Below are 995 nucleotides of genomic sequence, written 5' to 3'. Positions count from 1 at the left end.
CGGTTCGTATACCCTAATTTTATATTTAAGGTGGCATTACTATAAGTTTTACTCTCATAAATACCCGCACCCGTATAATCTGTCACCGTCAATATATCGGTCGTAATCGAATCGATCAATGCATCTTTTTCAAACACCGTTTTGCTTCTCTTGCCTCCACCCGCATCATAGCTATAAGTGATCGTTCCCTTCTCCTCTTTCATCACCACCCGTTCGGGCAGGTTCAGGTGATTATAAATAATCGAATCGATGCCCTTGTTCTGGTCTTTGATCAAACTGCCGTTTACATCATAGGCGTAATCATCATCGGTATTCTCCCCATCCTTAAAATCGCCCAGTTTGCCATTACCGATACTCACCGCCGTATCTCTGATTTTTAATAACTTGTTGGTGGCAGTGGCATAGGTATAGAACAGTTGATCGATATCTGCCGTACCCGTATTACCCAGCACATAACCACCCCGCCACATTCTTAAGATATTTCCGTTTAAATCATAAGCCTGATTGGCACCCGCACTCGTCGTTCCCCCCATATACAGAGAATAGTTCATCTGTGCACTGCCCCAGGTGGTACCCGCATCGTTTTGCGTAAACACCCCTCTCAGCAAACGACTGGCAGCATCATAGGTAAAGTCATATTTACGGCGAATACCGTCTCCTTTACTCTCCCACACCATCCCGGAGATATTGCCATTGTATTGTGCCGCTACATAGTTACGCGTACTGATATTGGCTGTTTTATCATAGCCCAGGTCATAAGCAAAATAACTGCCCGTTGCATTGTTATTGGCCGTTAATTCTGAACGGTTTACCCCTAACAACCAACCACGGATCGTGTAATCATGCACCTGTCGCTCCAATGGTTGAGCTGCATTAGCAGGATCGCTACCGATGCCCACCGTACGGGCACTCCCCAGCGCATTGTAGCGCGTTTGGGCAATCGTTGTATAACCCGTTGTATTTTGAATTGAATCTATATTCGTATGTGTTAATTG

General features: G+C 45.2%; 1 pseudogene. It reads right to left on the bottom strand.

The features are described 5' to 3' along the window. A pseudogene (locus D9O48_RS18840) lies at positions 1-995 on the bottom strand (hypothetical protein); the annotation flags it as partial.

It is taken from the genome of Gynurincola endophyticus (genome assembly GCF_003991195.1).
GTDB classification, from domain to species: Bacteria; Bacteroidota; Bacteroidia; order Chitinophagales; family Chitinophagaceae; genus Gynurincola; species Gynurincola endophyticus.
This window is presented reverse-complemented; position numbering and strand designations above follow the sequence as displayed.